Annotated in this window: 17 protein-coding genes; 11 read left to right on the top strand and 6 right to left on the bottom strand. The window is 58.1% G+C overall.

Features of this window, described 5'->3' with window-relative positions; genetic code table 11:
• The first annotated feature begins 99 nt into the window (after positions 1-99).
• Complete coding sequence (locus tag ACR0NW_RS18865; RefSeq protein WP_480453067.1) at positions 100-1,149, top strand: hypothetical protein; 1,050 nt, start codon at positions 100-102, stop codon at positions 1,147-1,149.
• Between the two features lie 218 nt (positions 1,150-1,367).
• On the opposite strand, the gene ACR0NW_RS18860 is transcribed toward ACR0NW_RS18865, so the two are convergent.
• The gene (locus ACR0NW_RS18860; RefSeq protein WP_480453068.1) at positions 1,368-1,709 is read right to left on the bottom strand and encodes a DUF2853 family protein; all 342 of its coding nucleotides are present in this window, start codon (positions 1,707-1,709) and stop codon (positions 1,368-1,370) included.
• A 186-nt stretch (positions 1,710-1,895) separates the two neighbouring features.
• Between ACR0NW_RS18860 and ACR0NW_RS18855 the strand changes: the two genes are divergently transcribed.
• On the top strand, positions 1,896-2,543 hold the full coding sequence (locus tag ACR0NW_RS18855) for a DUF899 family protein (RefSeq protein WP_480453070.1): 648 nt from the start codon (positions 1,896-1,898) through the stop codon (positions 2,541-2,543).
• Here the strand turns inward: ACR0NW_RS18855 and ACR0NW_RS18850 are convergent.
• The 3 genes from ACR0NW_RS18850 to ACR0NW_RS18840 all read right to left on the bottom strand — a co-directional run bounded on the left by ACR0NW_RS18850 (position 2,540) and on the right by ACR0NW_RS18840 (position 4,805).
• Positions 2,540-2,977: a DUF922 domain-containing protein gene (locus ACR0NW_RS18850; protein WP_480453072.1), complete on the bottom strand. Its 438-nt coding sequence runs from the start codon at positions 2,975-2,977 to the stop codon at positions 2,540-2,542. The genes ACR0NW_RS18855 and ACR0NW_RS18850 overlap by 4 nt on opposite strands.
• A gap of 23 nt (positions 2,978-3,000) precedes the next feature.
• Entirely contained in the window at positions 3,001-4,389 is a 1,389-nt protein-coding gene (ahcY, locus tag ACR0NW_RS18845; protein WP_480453074.1) for an adenosylhomocysteinase, read from the bottom strand.
• A gap of 101 nt (positions 4,390-4,490) precedes the next feature.
• Positions 4,491-4,805, bottom strand: a complete 315-nt coding sequence (locus ACR0NW_RS18840) for a hypothetical protein (RefSeq protein WP_170655303.1) — start codon at positions 4,803-4,805, stop codon at positions 4,491-4,493.
• Between the two features lie 206 nt (positions 4,806-5,011).
• Between ACR0NW_RS18840 and ACR0NW_RS18835 the strand changes: the two genes are divergently transcribed.
• The gene (locus ACR0NW_RS18835; RefSeq protein ID WP_480453075.1) at positions 5,012-5,605 is read left to right on the top strand and encodes an HD domain-containing protein; all 594 of its coding nucleotides are present in this window, start codon (positions 5,012-5,014) and stop codon (positions 5,603-5,605) included.
• A 173-nt stretch (positions 5,606-5,778) separates the two neighbouring features.
• Positions 5,779-6,990, top strand: a complete 1,212-nt coding sequence (locus ACR0NW_RS18830; RefSeq protein ID WP_480453077.1) for a caspase family protein — start codon at positions 5,779-5,781, stop codon at positions 6,988-6,990.
• A 108-nt stretch (positions 6,991-7,098) separates the two neighbouring features.
• Here the strand turns inward: ACR0NW_RS18830 and ACR0NW_RS18825 are convergent, their stop codons facing one another.
• Together ACR0NW_RS18825 and ACR0NW_RS18820 are read right to left on the bottom strand one after the other, a co-directional pair.
• The gene (locus ACR0NW_RS18825) at positions 7,099-7,653 is read right to left on the bottom strand and encodes an ActR/PrrA/RegA family redox response regulator transcription factor (RefSeq protein ID WP_170655312.1); all 555 of its coding nucleotides are present in this window, start codon (positions 7,651-7,653) and stop codon (positions 7,099-7,101) included.
• An 84-nt stretch (positions 7,654-7,737) separates the two neighbouring features.
• The gene (locus ACR0NW_RS18820) at positions 7,738-8,358 is read right to left on the bottom strand and encodes an SCO family protein (protein WP_170655315.1); all 621 of its coding nucleotides are present in this window, start codon (positions 8,356-8,358) and stop codon (positions 7,738-7,740) included.
• 90 nt (positions 8,359-8,448) lie between these two features.
• On the opposite strand from ACR0NW_RS18820, the gene regB reads away from it, so the two are divergent.
• From regB to addA, 7 genes are all read left to right on the top strand, one after another.
• Positions 8,449-9,846 (top strand): sensor histidine kinase RegB, encoded by a 1,398-nt coding sequence (gene regB / locus ACR0NW_RS18815; protein ID WP_170655318.1) that lies wholly within the window; start codon positions 8,449-8,451, stop codon positions 9,844-9,846.
• Positions 9,847-9,913: 67 nt separating this feature from the next.
• Entirely contained in the window at positions 9,914-11,422 is a 1,509-nt protein-coding gene (locus ACR0NW_RS18810) for a PAS-domain containing protein (RefSeq protein WP_480453079.1), read from the top strand.
• Between the two features lie 44 nt (positions 11,423-11,466).
• Positions 11,467-11,937, top strand: a complete 471-nt coding sequence (gene tsaE, locus ACR0NW_RS18805; RefSeq protein WP_480453081.1) for a tRNA (adenosine(37)-N6)-threonylcarbamoyltransferase complex ATPase subunit type 1 TsaE — start codon at positions 11,467-11,469, stop codon at positions 11,935-11,937.
• The gene (locus ACR0NW_RS18800) at positions 11,934-12,938 is read left to right on the top strand and encodes an aminoglycoside phosphotransferase family protein (protein ID WP_480453083.1); all 1,005 of its coding nucleotides are present in this window, start codon (positions 11,934-11,936) and stop codon (positions 12,936-12,938) included. Before tsaE ends, ACR0NW_RS18800 begins: the two co-directional genes overlap by 4 nt.
• Positions 12,935-13,621, top strand: coding sequence for a nucleotidyltransferase family protein (locus ACR0NW_RS18795; RefSeq protein ID WP_480453084.1), 687 nt, complete (start codon positions 12,935-12,937; stop codon positions 13,619-13,621). Before ACR0NW_RS18800 ends, ACR0NW_RS18795 begins: the two co-directional genes overlap by 4 nt.
• Positions 13,614-16,541, top strand: a complete 2,928-nt coding sequence (gene addB / locus ACR0NW_RS18790) for a double-strand break repair protein AddB (RefSeq protein WP_480453131.1) — start codon at positions 13,614-13,616, stop codon at positions 16,539-16,541. The genes ACR0NW_RS18795 and addB overlap by 8 nt, the downstream gene beginning before the upstream one ends.
• Positions 16,538-19,897, top strand: a complete 3,360-nt coding sequence (gene addA, locus ACR0NW_RS18785) for a double-strand break repair helicase AddA (protein WP_480453085.1) — start codon at positions 16,538-16,540, stop codon at positions 19,895-19,897. Before addB ends, addA begins: the two co-directional genes overlap by 4 nt.
• Positions 19,898-19,947 lie beyond the last annotated feature (50 nt).

Below are 19,947 nucleotides of genomic sequence, written 5' to 3'. Positions count from 1 at the left end.
GCTGCGCCATGCGGGGGGCTGTTGGCGGCGGTTTTCGCAGGTCCAGATCGTTTGGCGTTGCTCTGATAGAGATCGGTCATTTTTTGAGAGTTTAAACCCATGTCTGACGCTAAGGGCAGCAGGGGAACACCCAGAAAGTTTGTCGCGGCGAAGGACTCCGGCAAGTGGGAAGATCGCCTAGAATTGGCGCGAAAACAGCGGGCCAAGGCGCTGGCCAAGGCACGACAGCAACCGAAGGCAAATACAGCCCCAGATGAAGCCCCAAAGAAGCCCGAGCCTGTGCCGGATTCCGCGCGGGTCGAGGCTGCGCCTGTAGCCGATGTCGAGGAATGGATTCGCCCGCGCGAGCGGACACGGCCCAAAAAGCGCCAGCGCCGGTATAGCATTGGTCTGATTGTGTTGGCGGCAATGCTGTGCGGTGCCTTTCTTCAGTGGGGTGCAGCCAAAGTCACGGACGATCGGCAACCCGAGAATACCGTGACCCGGAATGACACCTCTTCGTTAGGCGTGGCTCTTTCGAGCGAAGCTGTTTTTGATGGCTCGTTGCCCGAGGGAATTGATACATTGCCTTCAGATATCCAGATGTTAAGCCGTTATTCGAACCTGTCAATTACGACGGTTTCGCCAACAGACTCTCCGGGCAGGACGACCGGACCGCCAGAACTGAATTTTGCGCCCGCCCCCAGTGGGGACGCCGTATTGGTATACGATCCAGAACCATCAGTACCAAAAGCATCATTCGAACCGCAGTATTCCGAGGTAAAACCCCTTCCGGTTCCGACACGAACGGCTGGAATTGAGGTCGGTTTGTTTGTGCCCCGAAGGGTTTCGGATGATGCCAGCAACAAAGCGCTGGAGGCTTTGACAAACGGCAAGGCCACTGTGGTCGCGACAGCAAGGGTGCCCTATTCGGTCCGCGAAACGCACGTTCGGTATTACCACCCGGATGATGCCATCAATGCAACGCTGGCCGCCGAAGCGCTTGGCGGAATTGCACGGGATTTCACGAAAGCCGGCAGCAAGACCCAACCCGGACGGATCGAGGTCTATCTGGCCGGAAGGGGCGGTTCTGGCAACACGGGTAACTCTAACCGGCAACCGACCGATTTCGACCTGTTCATTGCGCGCCTGCTTGACGAAATCAGATGAATTTCGGGAAGGCCCTGACTGATCAGAACCTTCCCTGCCCCGCGTGCTCCCTACTCACCACACGCATCTGCAAAACTCTGGTTCCGACCATCCTGGTCGCAAGTTGACACTAGCGAAACATGCTCGACTTGCAATCGACGAGTTTGAACAATTCGACTCAAATACAAAGGCACCCGCATTATGAAATGCGGGTGCCCAATAAAAATTCGCACTGAAATTCAGCTATATGCGGATTCTTTGCCGAATTGCTTGGTCAGCATGTAGTAGACGACGGCCCGGTACTTGTTGCGCTCGGACTGACCATAGGTTTCCATGGCCTTGCTGATCGCATCCATCAGTTCGGGGCCATCGGACAGGCCCAGCTTTTTGATGAGAAAGTTGTTCTTGACGGTTTCCAACTCACCTTCCTGGGTGGCCGCAACGGTCGCTGCATCTGCGTCATAAATGGCGGGGCCGCAACCGATCGTGACCTTGGTCAACAAGTCCATATCAGGCTCTATTCCGCACTTATTTTTCAGATCATCTGCGTACTTCGCAATCAACTCGTCACGTTTTCCCATTGCTGTCTCCTGATCGGGTTGGTTTCCGTAAAAATCACCGAAAACGGTAGCGGCATTGAAAAAATCATCAAAGGGAAAAATTCTGGCCTTTCCCCCTAACCCGTCTGGATCCGCACAACGACGTGGTTGAAATCTCATTACCAATCATTTAACATTTTTGTTAAATATTGTAGCCGGAGATTCGTAATGCCTATTTCCCTGCCTAACGAAAGCACCGAATACCGTACCGCAAGAAACAAACTGCTGGCGGCCGAAACAGCATTGCGCGCGCAAGTCGAAGAAGTGGCTGCCCTGCGCCGGTCCCTTCCAAAGGGCGGATTGATCCCGCAGGATTACACGTTCACCGGTCCGGGTGGTGGGCCAGTCAATCTGTCATCGCTGTTTGGTGAGCATGACGCGCTGGCGGTCTATTCCCTGATGTACGGCCCCAACGCCAAGGCCCCCTGCCCTTTGTGCTCGGCCTTTCTGGACGGTCTGAACGGTCAGGTCGACCATATTAAGCAAAAAATGGCGGTGGTGGTGGTGGCGCAGAACGAACCGCAAAAACTGAGCGAGTTAAAGGCGCAGATGAACTGGGACAGCCTGCCGCTATATTCTGCGCTCGGGACCAGCTATCAGCGTGACTATTTTGCTGAAAGCGACAAAGGCGACCAGCTGCCCATCCTGAACATATTCGTCCGCGATCCAGATGGCGTCCGTCATTTCTGGAGTTCCGAGCTGTTCTTTGAGCCCAGCAACTGGCACCCTCGCCATATCGACACGATCTGGCCACTGTGGAACCTGCTTGACCTGACACCGCACGGACGCGGAGATTTCATGCCGCCGCTGCGCTAAAAAGAAACACCATCAAGCGCGCCGTGGTCAGTTTTCCAGTCAAAAAGCCGGTCCTGAAAGCGCCATTTCAGGATCGTTGAATATGCGCCATTGCACCCCTGCCGGGCAATCTGCTCGGCCGCGCGATGCCCATGGCGCGCGTGTTGCTTTTCATGAGCGGTCAATCCGGACAGCATAACATTCCATCTGGACCGCACGTTCAACGGCAGTGAATTCGGATCGGTGTGACGTGGTAAGGTTATGGAAACGCGCAGCTTCACGTTACACTCAGCGTCCCAGTCCACGGACCATCTGGTGTAACCCCACCATCCATAGGGGCCACCCGCTTTCATTTCGGCGCGCAATTCAGGAAACGAACTGCCCGACACCGAATAGTATACGGTTTCTTCTGCTACCGCGTATTGGGCGGCCGCGGGGGCCGCCCATAAAGCCACGCAAAAAGCGCAGGCCCTGATCATCAGTAACGGTAATGTTCCGGCTTGAACGGGCCCTCGGGTTTCACACCGATGTAGTCAGCCTGCTCGTTATCCAGCTGGGTCAACCGGACGCCGATACGGTCAAGATGCAGCCGGGCGACCTTTTCATCCAGATGCTTGGGCAGGATGTAAACGTCATTGTTGTACTCATCACCCTTGGTGAACAGCTCGATCTGCGCCAGAACCTGATTGGTGAACGAGGCCGACATCACGAAGGACGGGTGGCCGGTGGCGTTGCCAAGGTTCAGCAGGCGGCCTTCGGACAGCAGGATGATACGGTTGCCCGAGGGCATTTCGATCATGTCCACCTGATCCTTGATGTTGGTCCACTTGTGGTTCTTCAGATTGGCCACCTGAATTTCGTTGTCGAAGTGACCGATATTGCCGACGATGGCCATGTCCTTCATCTCGCGCATATGCTCGATGCGGATCACATCCTTGTTGCCGGTGGTGGTGATAAAGATATCGGCGCTGTCGACGACGTCTTCCAGAAGCACCACTTCGAAGCCGTCCATGGCGGCCTGCAGGGCGCAGATCGGATCAACTTCGGTGACTTTCACGCGGGCACCCGCGCCACGCAGCGACGCGGCCGAGCCTTTGCCCACATCGCCATAGCCGCAAACCACAGCAACCTTGCCCGCCATCATGGTGTCGGTGGCGCGGCGGATACCGTCGACCAGCGATTCCTTACAGCCATATTTGTTGTCGAACTTCGACTTGGTGACGCTGTCGTTCACGTTGATCGCCGGGAACGGCAGGTGGCCGTCCCTGACCAGCTGATACAAACGGTTCACGCCGGTGGTGGTTTCCTCGGACACGCCCTGGATCTGGTCGCGCATCTTGGTGAACCAGCCCGGAGAGGCCGCCATACGCTTGGAAATCTGCGCCTTGATCACCTCTTCCTCTTCCGAACCCGGAACGGGGATGATGTCCTCACCCGCTTCGGCGCGCGCGCCCAGCAGGATATACAGCGTTGCGTCGCCACCATCATCCAGGATCATGTTCGGGCCATCTTCGAACAGGAAGGATTTGTCGAGGTAATCCCAATGCTCTTCAAGGGTCTGGCCCTTGATGGCAAATACTGGAATTTCTGCCTTGGCGATTGCTGCCGCGGCGTGGTCCTGCGTCGAAAAGATGTTGCACGACGCCCAGCGCACATCCGCGCCCAGCGCCACCAGTGTTTCAATCAGAACGGCGGTCTGGATGGTCATATGCAGCGAGCCGACGATGCGCGCGCCTTTGAGTGGCTTGCTGTCCCCGTATTCGGTGCGCAACGCCATCAGGCCCGGCATCTCGGTTTCCGCAATATCCAGTTCCTTGCGGCCAAAATCAGCCAGCGAAATGTCTTTGACGATATAGTCCCCGGCCATCAGATGCTCCATTCCGGTTAATAATGTTCCGGAAAGCCCCTAACATCCCCTGAAACAGGTGGCAACGCAGATGGCAGGACTATGGGCCGCGCAGCTGCAAATCAGCTTGGCGTGCCTTCTGCCTTTATTTTTGGTATCGCTTCAAAAAAATCTGTGCCGGCGGCAACAATGCAGCTTATGCCGTTGGCATTGGTCAAAAGCACGGTGTAGGTGCCCGTAGCCTTCGAGGACCAGACCTCCATCACCGACTGTGCACCACGTGATTTCTGCAGCCCTCCAAAGGTCAGCTCCTCGGAATAGGTACTCTGCAGTTTCGCGATGACATCATCGCGTTGCGCACAGCTGGCGGCGAGGGCAGGCGGCGCAGTGGCGGCCATGCCGAATGCAAGGGCAACACCCAACAGACGTTTGAACATGACATGCTCCTTTCGTAACTGGTTTCGTTCCGAGAGGGGCACACCGGGAGAAGCATGCGCCCCCCTCAGGTCTTTATGTCGGGATCACCACGTGCCGGTTCAAAGCACGAATGCTCAAGAAAAAGTTGGCAGCATGTGATCCTGACAGGTAAAGCATACCATAAAAATGCGGCTTAATCGCGGCTGTTCGGACGAGGCATGGCATAATGGCAACACAACCCAGAGCATGGCAGCGGATGCTGTCGGGCCGCAGGCTGGACCTGCTGGACCCGACGCCGGTAGATATCGAGATCGAAGATATCGCCCATGGACTGGCCTTTGTGGCGCGCTGGAACGGACAGACGGCGGGGGATTTTGCCTATTCCGTGGCCGAACATTCCCTACTAGTCGAAGAGCTTTTTGGCCGCATTTCCCCCAAAGCACCGGCAAAATGGCGGCTGGCGGCCCTGTTACACGACGCTCCGGAATATGTGATCGGCGACATGATCTCGCCGGTGAAATCCGCCGTCGGTCCCGACTATGGCGCGCTGGATGATCGGCTGGCGGCGGCAATCCACATCCGGTTCGGCCTGCCTGCGGCGGTGCCCAAAACAGTGAAACGGCAGATCAAGAAGGCCGACAAGATCAGCGCCTGGATGGAGGCCACGCAGATCGCGGGCTTTTCCGAGGCCGAGGCGACGAAGTTCTTTGGTCGCCCGGACAAATCGGTGATGGAGGGGCTGGAAATCCGGTTACGCCCGCCGCTTGAGGTGCGGGAGGCGTATACCGCAAGGCATGGGGCATTATTGGAGTTACTTTAATAATCCGGTTTGAGCCAATGCCTACCCTGAACGTGTGCACAAAGCTGGGTAAGCGCCAATTGTCGTGAACTGCGATGAGAGGTGCGAAACAGGCATCACACTATGACAGGTGCGCATGTTATCGTGTAGTCTACAGTTGGTTAGACGCTATCACGACAGACCTCAGATCGAAAATGTCAGACGATAGGTTACAGTTTGAGCGCGAAAAATGGCGCGACGAGATTCAACTTCGCCGTGACGAACACGAACTCAAAAAGCGCGAAATGTCCCGCTCTGGGTGGAGAAGCCCATTGGTCGTTGCAATTGCAGCGGCTGCATTGGCTGCGATTAGCAATGGTGCGATCTCATTCCTTGACGCAAGACAGCAGCGTGCTTTGGAGTTTCAGAGAACACAAGCACAGCTGAGGCTTGAAGATCAACGAGCTGAAGCTGCTCGTATCTTGGAAATGATCAAGAGTGGGGATGCGACAGCTGTTCGCAACAACTTGCAATTTTTGATCGAGGCCGGCCTCATCGAAAATGAAGACCTGATCAGGCGCCTTGCGATTTATCTCAAAACAACGCCTGATGAGAGAATACCTCGATTGCCTCAACAGATTGCGCCGGGTGATGTTCCTTCTCGCAGGCTACATGTTCTGGCTGTGGGTGTTGGGGACTATCAGGCTTCAACGATTTTTCCCCTTAGCGCGCCCGTGGGTGATGCTGAAGCTGTTGTTGCGAACGCAATTCGACAACGTGGAGGACTCTATAGTGAAGTCTCATCATTTCTCCTTACCGACGCAGAGGCAACCCGAAGCAACATTCTAAGAGCCGTTGAAGATCTCAACTACAGAGCCTCTGCAGCTAGTGGCGATGTTGCACTCATTCACTTTTCCGGACATGCCCATCAGGTAGACGAAGAGTTCTTTATCGTGCCTTTCGACGCGGAATTTAATAGCGAGGCCGGACCTATTAATGCGTCATTCATTTCGATCTCTGAACTTGGGGAGCTGCTGTCAGAACTAATCGAAACTACGTTCGTCGTGCTCACGATAGATGCATGTCCGGGTGGGAATTATCGCGCATTAGAGAGTGTGCTTCCGCAAGAGAGGTTAACATTGGTTGTTGCATCGCTTCCTGGTCAAGCTTGTTTGGATACTGCTTCCCAAAACCATGGTGCACTGACTCTTGCTCTCCTGGAGGCTCTCGCAGGTGATGGTGATGAGGACGGAAACGGGGCAATAACCGTATCGGAGTTTGTTAACTACGTGCTTCAACGCGTACCTGAAGTGACCGACGGACATCAGGTTCCAGCCGCATCGTTAGGGTTCGATGGCGTAATTCTTACCGCTAGTGACGAGACTCCGATGACAAATAGGAACCTTCCTACCGGCGATACAGAATAAAGCAGGCGCTCTCTGCAAAGCAGGCCTTCATCATTTGCCCGCTTAGCAGACATAATCGAATTCTTGAGATCAGAGCCCGAATATTGAGTAGTCCCGATAGGCAGTGCCTTACCGTGGACTACGCTTCGCCAGAATCCGCTGCAACGTCCGGCGGTGCATGTTCAGGCGCCGTGCGGTCTCGGAAACGTTCCGGTCACACAGCTCATATACCCGCTGAATATGCTCCCAGCGTACGCGATCCGCGCTCATGGGGTTTTCCGGTGGCGGGGGCAGTTCGTCGCCCTTGGCCAGCAGCGCATTGGTGATGTCGGTCGCATCGGCGGGTTTCGACAGGTAATCCGTCGCGCCGATCTTGACCGCTGCCACGGCGGTGGCAATCGCGCCATAACCGGTCAGCACCACCACCCGGCTGTCAGGGCGTTTTTCACGCAGTACCTCGACCACATCCAGCCCGTTGCCGTCTTCCAGCCGCAGGTCGACCACGGCATAAGCGGGCGGGCGGGCGGTGGCGATGGCCTTGCCTGCGGCGACGGAACCGGCGGTTTCAATCTCGAAACCGCGTTTTTCCATGGCCTTGGCCAGACGTCTCAGAAACGGCTCATCGTCATCCACCAGAAGCAACGACTTGTCGGGACCGATTTCCAGCTGAGGGGTGTCTGCCATGCCTATACTTTCCGCTATTGCTGTTCTTTGGCTTAACAGAGAGTATTAGCAGCGCCTTGAGAAAGATCAAACGCCCTATTTCGGTTACATCTTTTCCAGAAAACAACCGATCTTGTCGGCCATCTGTTCTGGCGTCTCTTCGCGTTTGAAGAATTCGACAAAACCGTCCTGCGGCGTCACCAGATAGGAAAAGGTCGAATGATCGACCAGGTAATACTCGTCACTTTTGTCATGGGCCTTGGAATAGGCCCTGTATGAATTCTTGGCCGCCTTGACCTGTTCCGGCGATCCGGTCAGCCCGATCATTCTTTCATGCAGGTTAAACGCGAAATCTCCGACCACCTCGGGCGTGTCGCGATCGGGGTCGACGGAGATGAAGACAGGTGTGACGGATTGACCGCGTTCGGCAAGAACATCAATCACTTCGGCGTTGCGGGCCACATCCAGAGGGCAAACATCCGGACAGAAGGTATAGCCGAAATAAAGAAGCGTCGGTTCGGTGATCACATCCTTGTCAGTCACCGTCTCGCCCTTGGCATTGACCAGTTCGAACGGGCCGCCAATAGCCCCTGCACCACCGGCGATCTGGCTGGACCGACATTGTGCGAATTTGTCGTCCGAGCCATTTCTCTGCGTCAGCAGCCACATAGCTCCCAGTCCGACGGCAAGAACGACGGTTGCGGCAATGGCAAGAAGGCGGGTCATGACAAAATACCTGACGTTTGGGCTTGTTGATCGTTTCGGCCGGGACACCTATCAAGTTGCACAGCCGTTGCAACAGGACATAATCGACGCATGACGGATTCCAAGACAAGCCTTTGGCGCGGGCATGAGCGCAGCAGCTGGATTCGCCTTCGCACGCTGATCCTGTTGCGCTGGGTGGCAATCATCGGACAGATCACGGCGATCACCGTTGCCCAGCGCACCTATCACGTGCAGCTGGAACTGGGTCTGTGTTATTTCGCGGTCGGAGTGTCCGTCATGGGCAACCTGACCGCAATCCTGCTGTTTCCGGAAAACAAGCGCCTGTCGGAATTCGAAAACTTTCTGATGGTGCTGTTCGACCTGCTGCAACTGGCTTTTCTGCTGTATCTGACCGGCGGGCTGAACAACCCCTTTGCCCTGTTGCTTTTGGGGCCGGTGACGATTTCGGCAAATGTCATGAGCCTGCGTTCAACCCTGATCATCGGTGGTGTTGCCGTCATACTAACAAGCCTGCTGGCCCAGTTTCACCTGCCGCTCAGGACCGAGTTGGGCCTTGTTCTGCACATTCCCGAAATTCTGGTGTTTGGAAACTGGGCCGCGATCGTGATCGCCATCGTCTTTCTTGGCGCCTATTCCTATCGCATCAGCTCCGAGATCCAATCCATGTCCGAAGCGTTGTCAGCCACCCATATGGCACTGGCGCGCGAGCAGAAGCTGACCGATCTGGGCGGTGTCGTCGCGGCCGCCGCGCACGAACTTGGCACGCCTCTGGCCACGATCAAGCTGACAAGTTCCGAACTGATCGAAGAACTGGATGACCAGCCTGACCTGAAAGAAGACGCGGCCCTGATCCGGGAACAGGCGGACCGGTGCCGCGATATTCTGCGGGACATGGGGCGGGCGGGCAAGGACGACCTGCATCTGCGTCAGGCGCCGCTTTCGACGGTGATACACGAGGCGGCAGAGCCCCATATCAACCGGGGCAAAAACGTTCTGTTCGATGAAGGCCCCGGTGACGGGGGTGATGTTCAGCAACCATCAATCCTGCGCAAACCCGAGATCATTCACGGATTGCGCAACCTGATTCAAAACGCGGTGGATTTTGCCCGTTCGGACGTCTGGGTCGAAGCGGAATGGACCGAAGACTGGATCACGATAGACATCATGGATGACGGACGCGGGTTTCCTCCGCAGATGATCGGCCGGATTGGTGACCCGTTCATGCGACGGCGGCGCGCCGAATCCGAGCAGAAAAGACGCCCCGAATACGAAGGCATGGGGCTTGGCCTGTTCATCGCCAAAACCCTGCTGGAACGCAGCGGCGCCGAGCTGAAATTTGCCAACGGATCCGATCCTTACCAAAACCTGACGGATCAACCGGACCGGCGCGGCGCGATCGTAAAGGTCATCTGGCCGCGCAAACTGGTTGACGCGCAAACCGGCGACAACCCGGTGCCCTCGGGCGCGAACCAGCAGATTCAGGTGTGAGTTAACACGCCGTTAACCATTGTGGCGGCATAGTCCACGCAGTTTCCCCCGCAAGGGCATTTTCGTGATGATTGATTGGATCATTCTGATCGCAGTGAGCCTGACCTCTGCCTGTCTGGCGGTGTTATGGCTGCGCCCAAGGCAAACCCATGGGGACACGACGTTTGGCCTGGCGTCACCAAACTCGATCTTTGACACCGTATTCCTGTTCGACGGCCCCAAACTGATCAGCCATTCGGACATTGCCCTTGCGGGGTATGAAACCGTCGCCGACTGGGATGATCTGCGCCGACTGCTGCAACGGGATTTTCCCACCTTTCCCGAAAACCCCGATATCGTTCGTGCGCGTGGTGACGTGGTGGTCTCGGCCATCGACTGCACGGTCCAGCGCGTGGTGTCATGCGAATGGATCGATGGCGTTGTCCGCGTCAGGCTGCACGACATCGCCGATAAACCCGGCCCGGTTCACACCGAAACCAGCGATCCCATGCGGCTGGCAATGGAAAAAGCGCCCTATCCGGTCTGGTTTCAGGATCATCGGATTAAGGTCAGCTGGTGCAACGCAGCTTACATCGCGCTGGTGCGCAGGGTCCGGGGACCGGACGCCGACCTGACAGAGCCGCTTTTTACCGGGCTCGACAACTCTGTTCAGCACCACAACAGGCTTCGGGTTTCGATTGATGCCGACCCATCGGGTCGAAAACTGTGGTTCGATCTGACACCGGTGAACCGGAATGATGGCGTGCTTTGCTACGCGGCAGACATAAACCCGATTGTCGAGGCGGAAACCGCACAGCGGAAATTTGTGCAGACAATGGCCAAGACCTTTGCGCAGCTCTCTATCGGGCTGGCCATTTTTGATCGAAACCGGCAACTGGCCCTGTTCAATCCGGCGCTCATCGACCTGACCAGACTGCCGCCCGATTTCCTGAGTTGCCGTCCCAGCCTGCCCAGCTTTTTCGATCGCCTGCGCGATCAGAACATGATGCCCGAGCCAAAGAACTACCGCAGCTGGCGCAGCCAGATGGATGATCTGCTGGAGGCGGCAGAGGGGGGCAACTATCAGGAAACCTGGTCTTTGCCTTCGGGATCGGTGTATTCCGTCAACGGCCGACCACACCCGGATGGCGCAGTGGCCTTTCTGTTCGAGGATATCACGGCGGAAATCACCCTGACCCGCCGGTTTCGATCCGAGATGGACCTCATGCAGTCGGTATTCGATAAGCTGGCCGATGCCATCGCAGTGTTTTCGGATGACGGAACGCTGGCATTCTCAAACTACGCACACCAGATTCTTTGGGATGAAAGCGCGGAAGAAGGGTTCGCCCCGATGACAGTGCTGGAGGCCACCCGGACCTGGCAGGAACGATGCGCTGCCACGCCGATTTGGGGCGAAATACGCGATTTCGTCGAGATGCGGGAAAATCGGGCGGAATGGTCCGCCGAAATTCGCCTGCGCTCGGGTGAGGGTCTGATCTGTACGGTCAGCCCTGTCCAGAACGGGGCCACAATCGTTCGTTTTACCGGGGACACGGTTCCGGTCGAAATTCCCGATCTCAGACAAATCCACGCCTGAACCGGGTTGCGGCTGAGTCGCGGCAAGGCCATTGTGGCGCCATGATGCAAACGCCGCATTCGATCACGCTGCGAACACCCGACGAAACGGCGTCGTTCGCCATCCGGCTTGGGGCTCAACTGACCCCGGGCGACTGCCTTTTGCTGGGCGGAACCATCGGTAGTGGCAAGACCCATTTTGCGCGTAACCTGATTCAGTCGCTGATGGTGGCGCCCGAGGACGTCCCCTCGCCCACATTCACGCTGGTTCAGGTGTACGACACCCAAAAAGGTGAGGTCTGGCACTCGGATCTATATCGCCTCAGCGCTGTGGAAGAGCTTGAGGAGCTGGGCCTGACGGAGGCGTTCGACTCGGCCATTTGCCTGATTGAATGGCCTGAAAAACTCGGACCGTTACGGCCGGAAACGGCCCTAACACTAACCTTTTCAACCGATCCCGACCATGAGGAGGTCCGCCAGCTATCGATGATCTGGTCGGACCCGAAATGGTCGACGCTGATGGAGAAAATTTCATGACCAACCGGACAGTGCTGGCCAAGGCGCTGATTGCGCAGACCCCGTGGGTCAATGCATCCAGCGCCCCGCTGGCCGGGGATGCGTCGTACCGACGATATGAACGCCTGACCGATCCGGACACGGGACGGACTGCGGTGTTGATGGATGCGCCTCCGGATACAGGCGAAGACGTACACGCATTTGTCAGAGTTGCCGAATATCTGCGTTCAGCCGGACTGAACGCGCCTGAGATTTATGCCGAAGATTCAGAGTTCGGATTTCTGCTGCTGGAAGATTTCGGAGATGATCTGTTTGCCCGCTTGCTGAAAAAGCAGCCGAAACTGGAACGCCCGCTTTACGAGGCCGCGACAGATGTCCTTGTCCACCTGCATCAGGCGCCCGTTCTGCCGCTCAACACTTATGATCCATCGATGATGGCGGATTTGGCCGCGCTGGCGTTTACAAAATATGCCCAGGGCATTCTGGGGCAACACGATACGACTGCGCGCGAACAGTTCGAGCGCCGGTTCGCCGATCTGCTGCATCAGGAAACGCATGGAACCAAGGTCGTGATCCTCAGGGACTATCACGCGGAAAATCTGATCTGGCTGCCCGAGCGTGAAGGCCTTGCGCGGGTCGGATTGCTTGATTTCCAAAGCGCCATGCTGGGGCATCCGGCCTATGATCTGGTGTCGCTTTTGCAGGATGTGCGCCGCGATGTTCCCATTGGCATCGAGATGCGCATGCTCAACCACTACATCACGGCAACCGGCGTGAATGATCACGATTTTCGAACCGCCTATGCCGTTCTGGGCGTGCAGCGAAACCTGCGTATTCTTGGGGTTTTTGCCCGGCTGGCCCTGGAGAGGGGCAAGCATCAGTATGTGGACCTGATCCCGGCGACCTGGACGCAACTGATGCGCGGACTGGAAAATCCGGCGCTTGTTTCCATCGCCGGAATGCTACGCGAGGCGCTGCCGAAACCCACCGCAGAAAATCTGGCGAGGCTGAAGGCATCATGACCCGGCATCCGCAGTCCATCATGCTGTTTGCCGCCGGATTCGGAACGCGCATGGGCGCGCTGACCCGGAACCGGCCCAAACCTCTGATCGAAGTGGGTGGGCGCCCTCTGGTCGATCACACGCTTGATCTGGTTCAGGATGCCGGACCCCTGCGTACGGTTGCAAACCTGCACTACCTCGCGGATCAGCTTGAGGCGCACCTGAAACCCGAAGGGGTTCTGCTGTCGCGTGAAGAGCCTGAAATACTTGAGACGGGCGGCGGATTGCGTGCGGCACTGCCCCTGTTGGGGGCCGAGCCGGTTTTCACCCTAAACACGGACGCCGTCTGGGCCGGGCCCAACCCCCTGACCCTTTTGCGGGACTCGTGGAACCCCGACATCATGGACGCGCTGCTGATGTGCGTGCCGGTACCCAACGCAATCGGCCATGCTGGCTCGGGTGATTTTACCGCCGATGCCGAAGGCCGGATCACACGCGGTCCCGGCCTGATCTATGGCGGTGCGCAGATCATTAAGACCGATGCGTTGGGCGAGTTTCCGGAAAAGGCCTTTTCGCTTAACCGGCTTTGGGATCGAATACACGATCAACGGCGGCTGTTCGCGGTCGAATATCCGGGAAAATGGTGCGATGTCGGCCGGCCCGAAGGCATCGCATTGGCGGAAGGTCTGCTTGCGGATGTTTGAAACGGGCGACACCCCGCGTGTTTTTGCCGTACCTCCCGGCGCGGATTTCCCAAAGGTTCTGGTGGACGGGCTGCGGCACCGCAGCGCGCATCACCCGCCACAAGAGCTTGCCCGGGTTCAGCTGGTCGTAAACACCCGGCGCATGGCGCGGCGGGTCAGGGACCTGTTCGATCAGGGGCCGCCTTGTCTCTTGCCGCAAATCTCATTGGTCACGGATCTGGGTGAAGCGGCTGAATTGTCTGACCTGCCCCCCGCGATACCCCCGTTGCGCCGACGGCTGGAGCTGACTCAGCTGATTTCAAAGCTACTGGAGCAGCAACCCGATCTTGCCGCGCGATCCTCCCTGTTCGACCTGTCGGACAGTCTTGCCGCCCTGATCGACGAGATGCAGGGCGAAGGTGTGTTGCCCGAGGCCATCCGCCAGCTGGATGTCAGCGACCTGTCCGGTCACTGGGCGCGTGCTCAGGCATTTATCGGGATCGCGGATCGGTTCATCGGAACCGATGGCACGACGCTGGACGTTCAGGCGCGACAGCGCCGGGTTGTCCAGAACCTGATAAACCGATGGCAGGCCGCACCGCCGCAACATCCGGTCATTCTGGCCGGATCAACCGGTTCGCGCGGCACGACAATGATGTTGATGCAGGCCATCGCACGCCTGCCGCAAGGGGCTCTGATCCTTCCGGGATATGATTTCGATCAGCCGGATCACGTCTGGTCCGGCCTTGATGACGCGCTTTTATCGGAAGACCATCCGCAATACCGGTTCCGCAAGCTGATGCGGGAACTGAACCTGAAACCCGGGCAGATTCAGCGCTGGTCCGATGAACAGGCCCCCTCGCCCGACCGTAACAGATTGATTTCTCTGGCATTGCGCCCGGCGCCCGTCACCGACGCGTGGATGAGCGAAGGCCCGCAGCTTGCCAACCTGCAAGACGCCACGGCCGATGTAACGCTGGTTGAGGCGCAATCGCCGCGTGCCGAAGCGCTGGCCATTGCGCTGCGCCTGAGGCAAGCCGCCGAAACTGGGCAAACCGCCGCCCTGATCACACCCGACCGCATGCTGACCCGTCAGGTCAGCGCCGCGCTGGACCGCTGGAACATCCTGCCAGATGACAGCGCCGGTCTTCCCCTGCAACTGTCACCGCCGGGCCGTTTCCTGAGGCATGTCGCGGGCCTGTTCACCCGGCGGCTGGATGGTGAGGCGCTGCTGACGCTTTTGAAGCATCCGCTTTGCCATGACGGCGGCGAACGGGGTGCACATCTGCTGCACACCCGTGATCTTGAGCTTGACCTACGCCGCAACGGACCGCCCTTTCCGGACCGGCATAGCCTGACCTCATTCGGCACCCGCAAGGATGCGGACCAAAATTGGGTCAACTGGGTCGCAGAACGGTTCTGCGATCAGCAAGTGGACGGGGTTTTGCCACTGAAGGACTGGGTTACCAGACTGCGCCTGAGCGCCGAGGCCATCTCGGCGGGCTATACGGGTGAGGGTGGTACGATCTGGGACAAGAACGCCGGTCAAAAGGCGCTGGCGGTGATTTCACAGCTTGAGGATGAGGCTGATCACGGCGGTCCGATGACAGCCCGTGATTTTGCCGATCTGCTTGGCGCCTTGCTGGCGGGCGAGGAAGTAAGGGATCGAGACGCGCCGCATCCGCACATCATGATCTGGGGAACGCTTGAGGCGCGTGTTCAGGGGGCCGACCTGCTGATTCTGGGTGGCCTGAACGAAGGAAGCTGGCCCGAAGCACCATCGCCCGATCCGTGGTTGAACCGGCAGATGCGCGACAAGGCCGGATTACTGTTGCCGGAAAGGCGGATCGGTCTGTCGGCCCATGATTTTCAGCAGGCCGTCGGTGCCCCCGAGGTCTGGCTGACCCGGGCAACCCGATCCGACGATGCTGAAACCGTGCCGTCACGCTGGCTGAACCGGCTTTCGAACCTATTGCAGGGTCTGGCAGAGCAGGGCGGGCGGCGCAGTCTGCGCGCAATGCGCGACCGGGGTCAAAAATGGCTGCACTGGGCTGAAGCCCTTGAAAAGGCGCCGAATATCGAACCGGCGGAACGCCCGTCGCCGCAACCTCCGGTCAGCGCGCGACCGGACCGGCTGTCCGTGACCGAGATCAAGCGGCTGATCCGCGACCCATATGCGGTTTACGCAAAACATGTCCTGCGCCTGAAACCTCTGGACCCGTTGGTTCAGGCACCGGATGCCCTATTGCGCGGGATCGTGATTCACGAAGTTCTGGAACATTTCATCAAGGACAGTGTCGTGGATACGGCGCTGTTAACCCGTGAAAATTTCCTGAAACGCGCCGAGGCAATCCTGATGGAACATGTCGCCTGGCCGACGGCCCGCAAGCTGTGGCTGGCGCGGCTGAACAGAATTGCCGACGCGTTTCTGACTGCCGAGGCGGCGCGCCGGGCAGATGGTGGCCCTGTCGCGTTTGAGGTTGATATGAAGCTGCGCCTTGATCCGCTGAACTTTTCCATAGTGGGCCGTGCTGATCGCATCGACCTCAATAACCGCGGCGCTTTGCGGATCATTGACTACAAGACTGGCGCACCACCGACGGAATCGCAGCAGGCAAAGTTCGACAAGCAACTGCTGATCGAGGCCGCAATGGCCGAAGAGGGTGGCATAGACGGGTTTGACCCGACACCCGTTGGGCAGGCCATATTCATTGGCATGGGCGGCACCTATAAAGAAGTGCCCGCACCGCTGCAGAAAGAACCGTCAGACAAGGTTCTGGCAGAGTTAAAACAGCTAATATCAGCCTATTTAGAGCCTGATCAGGGTTTCTCATCGCGCCGGATGCTGCACAAGGACAGCGATATCGGAGATTATGATCACCTCGCCCGGTTCGGAGAATGGGACCGGACCGCCGAACCCAAACCCGAGAGGCTGACGTGACCCCACGCGATGAAGCAACCGAGCGTCAGGTCCAGGCCGCGCGCCCCAACGCGTCCACATGGCTGGCGGCAAATGCCGGGTCCGGCAAGACCCGCGTTCTGACCGACCGCGTTGCGCGATTGCTGCTGAGTGGCGTCCAGCCGCAGCATATTCTGTGTCTGACCTATACCAAGGCCGCCGCCAGCGAGATGCAGAACCGGCTGTTCAAGCGGTTGGGCGAATGGGCGATGCTGGATGATGCAAATCTGCTGAAGCAGCTGACGGAACTGGGTGCCGAAGGTCACATCGACCTTTCCAGCCTGTCGCACGCGCGAACTCTTTTTGCCCGCGCGATCGAGACACCGGGCGGTTTGAAGATTCAGACCATTCACTCGTTCTGCGCCTCTTTGCTGCGCCGCTTCCCGCTTGAGGCAGGTGTCAGCCCGCAGTTTTCGGAGATGGAAGACCGCGCCGCCGCCTTGCTGCGCGAGGAGATAATAGAGGATTTTGCAGGTGGCCCGCAGGCGCACCTGATCGACGGCATTGCCCGATTTGTCACCGATACCGGTTTTGACACCCTTGCGGGTGCAATCACTCATAAACGAAACGGATTTGGCCGGTCGCTGGACAGGGATGCGCTGTTGGAGCTGTTTGGCCTGCCCGGCACTTTTGACGACAACGCCTTGCTGAGTGAGGTCTTTGTTGGTGGTGAGGTCGAGCTGATCCAATCAATACTGACACCTCTCGCGGAAAGCGGCGGCAACAATGCAAAGGCTGCGGACAAGCTGACAAGCATTGCCGCGCCAGACCTGACAAGCCTGCCGCTGTTGGAGAACGTTCTGCTGACAGGTGCCTCGGCAAAAGAACCCTTTACCGCCAAAATCGGTTCCTTTCCAACCAAGGCGTTGCGGGAAGGGGCCTTGGCGGGCCAGATGCCACAGCTTGAGGCGCTGATGCTTCGGGTCGAAGCAGCCCGCGAGCGGCGCCTTGCCTATGTTGCAGCACAGAAATCACTGGCGCTGCACCGCTTTGCCGCCGCGTTCCTGCCGGAATATGAGCGGCGCAAGCAGCTGCGCGGATGGCTGGATTTCGACGATCTGATCCTCAAGGCGCGGCAGTTGTTGAATGACCCCGCAGTTGCCGAATGGGTGCTGTACCGGCTGGATGGCGGGATCGATCATATCCTTGTGGATGAGGCGCAGGATACCAGCCCCGACCAGTGGGATGTGGTCGAAAAACTGGCACAGGAATTCACCAGCGGCGAGGGTGCAAGATCCGGGGTTGAGCGCACGATTTTCGTCGTCGGGGACAAGAAACAGTCGATCTATTCCTTTCAGGGCGCCGACCCCGAAGCATTCGACCGGATGCAGGCCGAATTTGGGCGAAAATTGCAAGAATCAGGCTCTAACCTGACGGATTTGACGCTTGAATTTTCCTTCCGTTCGTCCAGCGCAATTCTGAATCTGGTTGATCTGGTGTTCGATGGCCGCACTGATGCAGGATTTCACAAGGAGTCGCTTCATCGCGCCTTCAAGTCAGACCTGCCAGGCCGTGTCGATCTGTGGCCGGTCGTGGAAAAGGTCGAAGAAGCACAGGACGGCGACTGGACCGATCCCGTGGACCGACCCGGTGCACGCCATCACACTGTCATTCTGGCAGAGCAGGTGGCGCAATCGATCAAGACGATGATCGACAACGGTGACACGATCCCAGAGGACGGTGAAACGCGGGGCAGTTTTGTGCGCCGCAAGGTCAGGCCCGGGGACTTTCTTATCCTCGTCCAGCGCCGGTCGGACTTGTTTGCCGAGATCATCCGCGCCTGCAAGACGGCCGGCCTGCCCATTGCGGGGGCGGATCGGTTGAAGGTGGGCGCAGAACTGGCGGTCAAGGATCTGGCGGCGCTGCTAAGTTTTCTGGCCACGCCCGAAGACAGTCTTTCGCTGGCCACCGTGCTCCGCTCGCCCTTGTTCGGGTGGACGGAACAGCAGCTTTTCAATCTGGCGCACCGGCGGCAGGAAAAATTCCTGTGGGCCGCGCTGCGCAAGCGTGAAGGCGAGTTTCCCGAAACCCTTGCCGTATTGAACGATCTGCGGGGGCAAACAGATTTCCTGCGCCCCTATGACCTGATCGAACGCATTCTGACCCGACATGACGGACGGCGAAAACTGCTGGGCCGGTTGGGGGCCGAGGCCGAGGACGGGATCAACGCCCTGCTGTCGCAGGCACTAGCCTATGAGCGCACCGACATTCCAAGTCTCACCGGGTTTCTGGTCTGGATGCAGACCGACGATCTTGAGATCAAAAGGCAGATGAGTGGCGTTGGTGACATGATCCGTGTCATGACCGTGCATGGCTCCAAGGGGTTGGAGGCGCCCATCGTGATCCTGCCGGATACCGGCAAACGACAACCGCCGCGCGATGCCGAGATCATGATGGCCGACGGAACGCCGGTGTGGAAAGTTCCGGCGGACGCTTCCCCAGCCATCATTGCCAAAGCCCGCGAGGCTGCACGGACACGAGAAGAAAATGAGCGGCTGCGACTGTTGTATGTGGCTCTGACACGGGCGGAAAAGTGGCTGATCGTCTGTGCGGCGGGGGATGTCGGCAGGGACGGCAACAGCTGGTATCAGATGGTCGAAGGCGCAATGTCGCAGGCCGGGGCCACACTTGTTACCGACACGGACACCCGCAGGCTGGAGCATGGCGACTGGGATGGTTTACCCGTCGTGGACAGCGAAGTCGTCATCGAACATCCGGAACCGTTACCGGACATGTTCCATAAACCGGCGGATGCTCCGCCGGAAACACCCGAGGTTCTGAGCCCGTCAAATCTGGGCGGCGCCAAAGCTCTGGCCGGCGATGCAGGTGTGGATGAAGAGGCGGCAAAGGTCCGGGGTACACGGTTGCACCTGCTTCTTGAGCACCTGCCTCAAAGTGCCGAATCTGATTGGGCCGAGGTTTGCGGCAAGCTTCTGCCTGATATGCAGCAGGTTGAACGGGATGCCCTGCTGAACGAGGTCGAGGGCGTTCTTACCGCGCCTCATCTGCAGGTCGTATTCCATCCCGATGCACTGGCCGAAGTTTCCGTTACCGCCAATCTGGGCGAGCGCCGGATTCACGGGGTGATCGACCGACTTATCGTGACGGATGCCGAGGTTCAGATTATTGATTTCAAATCAAATATGACCGTTCCAGCGGATGTGCACGACTGCCCCGAGGGACTGCTGCGCCAGATGGGGGCCTATGCCGAAGCCTTGCGCCAGATCTATCCGGATCGGGGTATCCGCACAGCCATCCTGTGGACCCGAACCGCCAGCCTGATGTGGTTACCGCACGATCTTGTGACTGATGCGCTTGAGCGAGCCCACATATCTTGACCTCCCATAGCGCGGCACATACTTTCAGTTCCCAAGCGTATCTCATTCAG

The organism is Ruegeria sp. CF5 (assembly GCF_056537325.1).
This window is presented reverse-complemented; position numbering and strand designations above follow the sequence as displayed.